Raw genomic sequence first — 3,922 nt, 5'->3', positions numbered from 1 at the left:
GCTCACCGCCGCCGCGATCGCGGCCGAGGCCGGCGTCGACGACTTCCTGGCCGAGGCCACGCCGGAAGACAAGCTGGCGCTGATCCGCCAGTACCAGGCCGAAGGCAAGCTCGTCGCGATGACCGGCGACGGCACCAACGACGCGCCCGCGCTGGCCCAGGCCGACGTGGCGGTGGCCATGAACTCGGGCACGCAAGCGGCGAAAGAGGCCGGCAACATGGTCGATCTGGACAGCAACCCGACCAAGCTGATCGAGATCGTCGAGACCGGCAAGCAGATGCTGATGACACGCGGCTCGCTGACCACCTTCAGCATCGCCAACGACGTGGCCAAGTACTTCGCCACATCGTTGGCGATAGTGAAGGTGGTCAGTGATCCGCGCGTCATCAGCATGTGCTTGCCGATATGCACCACTTCGATCAGCTTGGTCGGGTTGGAGTCCAGATCGACCATGTTGCCCGCTTCCTTGGCCGCCTGCGTCCCCGAGTTCATGGCAACCGCCACGTCGGCCTGCGCCAGTGCAGGGGCGTCGTTGGTGCCGTCGCCGGTCATCGCGACCAGGCGTCCTTCCGCCTGATACTGACGGATCAGCGCCAGTTTGGCCTCTGGCGTGGCTTCCGACAGGAAGTCATCCACACCGGCTTCGGCTGCAATGGCGGCGGCGGTCAGGCGGTTATCCCCGGTGATCATCACCGTCTTGATGCCCATCTTGCGCAATTCGGCAAAGCGTTCTTTAATCCCGCCTTTGACGATGTCTTTCAGCGCCACCACCCCCAGCACGCGAGGCCCTTCGGCGACCACCAACGGCGTACCGCCGGTACGAGCGACGCTTTCCACCAACTCATCTACCGCACGTGGGAAGTGGCCATTGTTGGATTCGACGTGGCGGCGAATGGCGTCCACTGCCCCTTTACGGATCATCCGGTCCTGCACGTTGACGCCGCTCATACGGGTTTGCGCAGAGAAAGGCACGAAGGTGGCATTCAACGCCTGCAAATCACGTTCGCGCAGGTTGAAGCGCTGCTTGGCCAGCACCACGATACTGCGGCCTTCCGGCGTTTCATCGGCTAGCGAAGAGAGTTGGGCGGCATCGGCCAGCTCTTGCTCTTTTACCCCGGGAGCCGGCAGGAATTCGGACGCCTGACGGTTACCGAGGGTGATGGTACCGGTCTTGTCCAGCAGCAATACGTCAACGTCACCGGCGGCCTCAACGGCGCGCCCGCTGGTGGCGATCACGTTGGCACCTAGCATACGGCTCATCCCGGCGACGCCGATAGCGGACAGCAGCCCACCGATGGTGGTCGGGATCAGGCAGACCAGCAAGGCAACCAACACGGTGATCGACACTATGCTGCCGCTGCCTGCGGCTTCCACGCTGTATTGCGAGTAAGGAAACAGGGTAGCGGTCGCCAGTACGAACACGATAGTCAACGCCACCAGCAAAATGGTCAGCGCCACTTCGTTTGGGGTTTTACGGCGTTTGGCACCTTCGACCATAGCGATCATGCGATCGAGGAAGGTTTCCCCGGGGTTGACGCTGCACTGCACCACCAGCCAGTCGGACAGAATGCGCGTCCCGCCGGTCACGGAGGAGAAGTCACCACCGGATTCACGGATCACCGGTGCAGATTCACCGGTGATGGCGCTTTCATCGACCGAGGCACCGCCTTCCAGCACTTCACCATCGCAAGGAATGATGTCACCGGCTTCCACCAGCACGATATCCCCTTTACGCAGGCTCTCGGCCGAGACTTTCTCGGTGGCGCCATCACGCTTAGGCGTGGCGAGTTTCTTCGCCCAACTGGTTTTCTTGGTACCCTTCAGGCTTTCTGCCTGAGCCTTGCTGCGTCCTTCCGCAAGCGCCTCGGCGAAGTTGGCGAACAGCACGGTAAACCACAGCCACATGGCGATGCTGCCGGTAAAGGTCGCGCTACCTTCGGCGTTGCCTGAAAGCACCGCCAGCCAAATGACCGAAGTCAGGATACTGCCGAGGTACACCACGAACATCACCGGGTTACGCCACTGAACGCGTGGGTCCAGCTTTTTCACCGCATCGAGCAGCGCGGTACGCATCAGTGCCGGTTCAAACAGTGCGCGTTGTTTGCGAGTCATCTTGTTCTTCTCTCTGTTATGACTGTTAATTGGCCAACCACAGTTGTAAGTGTTCGGCTACCGGACCTAGCGCCAATGCAGGAACGAAGGTCAGGGCACCGACCAGCAGGATGGTACCGACCAGCAGGCCGATAAACAGTGGCCCGTAGGTTGGCAGCGTGCCGTTGCCCGCCGGTTGGCGTTTTTTGACACACAGCGAACCCGCAATGGCCAGCACCGGCAGGATCACCCCGAAGCGGCCAACAAACATCGCCAAGGCCAGCAGCAGGTTGTAGAACGGCGTGTTGACGCTCAGGCCAGCAAAGGCGCTACCGTTGTTGTTGGCTGCCGAAGAGAAGGCATACAGCACTTCACTGAAGCCATGCGCCCCTGGGTTGAGGATGCCAGCACGGCCGGCGTCGGTAGCAATCGCCAACGCGGTGCCCAGCAGTACCAAGGTCGGCGTCACCAGGATCGCCAGCGCGGTCATCTTCATGTCATAAACATCGATCTTCTTACCGAGATATTCCGGCGTGCGGCCAATCATCAGCCCGGCGATAAATACTGTCAGCAGCACGAACAGCAGCATGCCGTACAGGCCGGAACCGACACCGCCGAACACCACTTCGCCGATCTGCATCAGCCACATCGGCACCATGCCACCCAGCGCGGTAAAGGAGTCATGCATGGCGTTGACCGCACCGCAGGAGGCCGCAGTGGTCACCACCGAGAACATGCTGCTGGCGAGAATGCCAAAGCGGGACTCTTTACCTTCCATATTGATGTTGCTACTGCTGCCCAGCGCGCTCAGGTGCGGGTTGCCAGCCAGTTCAGCATTCATCACCACGATCACCGCAATGATAAAGATCAGCGCCATGGCCCAGATCAGCGCGTGACCCTGACGGTTTTCATCGGCGACCTGACCAAAGGAGAAGCACAGAGCGCAAGGGATCAGGAAGATCGCCAGCATCTGCACAAAGTTGGTCAATACGGTCGGGTTTTCAAACGGATGCGCCGAGTTGGCACCGAAGAAGCCGCCACCGTTGGTGCCGAGCATCTTGATTGCTTCCTGCGAGGCCACTGGCCCCATCGGTAAGGTCTGCTGTGCCCCTTCCAGCGTGGTCACATGCAGGTAAGGCAGAAAGTTCTGCAATGTCCCCTGGCTGACGAAGAACAGCGCGATCAGCAGTGACAGCGGCAACAGCACATAAAGGGTAATGCGCAGGATATCGATCCAGGCGTTACCGATGGTGGCGCTGGAACGACGTGCAAAGGCCCGGATCAGGGCAAAGGCAACGGCGATACCGGTGGCGGCAGACAGGAAGTTCTGTACCGTCAATCCGGCCATCTGGCTGAGATAGCTGAGGGTGTTTTCCCCGCTGTAGGCCTGCCAGTTGGTATTGGTGACGAAGCTGACGGCGGTATTGAACGCCAGATCCCAAGATAAACCGGGGAACCCTTGCGGGTTGAGCGGTAAAGAACCCTGTGCCATCAGCAGTGCAAACAGCAACACGATACCGAGGATATTGAACCACAGGATTGCCAGCGCGTACTGCCACCAGTTCATCTCAGCGGTGTCATTACCGCAACAACGCCAAACGGTCGCTTCCACATGGCGCAGCACCGGTAGTGGCTCTCCCTCGATCAGGCGAGCTATAAAGCTGCCCAGGGGACGAGCCAGCACCAGAAGCACCAGCACAAAGCTGGCGATCAACAAGAAGGCTGAAGCTGCCATCAGAAGTCCTCCGCATTAAACAGGGCATAAACCAGATAGCCCAACAGCAGCAGAACCAACAGCGCACCACCAATAACGCTGAAACTCACGGGACAC

At 60.0% G+C, this 3,922-nt stretch carries 2 protein-coding genes and 2 pseudogenes; 1 reads left to right on the top strand and 3 read right to left on the bottom strand.

What is annotated here, in order from left to right:
- Positions 1–16: 16 nt before the first annotated feature.
- Positions 17–310 (top strand): annotated as a pseudogene (locus ACLQ7H_RS17570) (HAD-IC family P-type ATPase); the annotation flags it as partial.
- A 17-nt stretch (positions 311–327) separates the two neighbouring features.
- Here ACLQ7H_RS17570 and kdpB read toward each other — a convergent pair.
- The 3 genes and pseudogenes from kdpB to ACLQ7H_RS17555 all read right to left on the bottom strand — a co-directional run.
- Positions 328–2,112: pseudogene (gene kdpB / locus ACLQ7H_RS17565) on the bottom strand (potassium-transporting ATPase subunit KdpB); the annotation flags it as partial.
- Between the two features lie 25 nt (positions 2,113–2,137).
- Positions 2,138–3,826 (bottom strand): potassium-transporting ATPase subunit KdpA, encoded by a 1,689-nt coding sequence (kdpA, locus tag ACLQ7H_RS17560; RefSeq protein WP_411753764.1) that lies wholly within the window; start codon positions 3,824–3,826, stop codon positions 2,138–2,140.
- Positions 3,826–3,915, bottom strand: coding sequence for a K(+)-transporting ATPase subunit F (locus ACLQ7H_RS17555; protein ID WP_037375124.1), 90 nt, complete (start codon positions 3,913–3,915; stop codon positions 3,826–3,828). The genes kdpA and ACLQ7H_RS17555 overlap by 1 nt, the downstream gene beginning before the upstream one ends.
- Positions 3,916–3,922 lie beyond the last annotated feature (7 nt).

The organism is Serratia sp. (in: enterobacteria) (genome assembly GCF_046715635.1).
Classification (GTDB): Bacteria; Pseudomonadota; Gammaproteobacteria; order Enterobacterales; family Enterobacteriaceae; genus Chania.
This window is presented reverse-complemented; position numbering and strand designations above follow the sequence as displayed.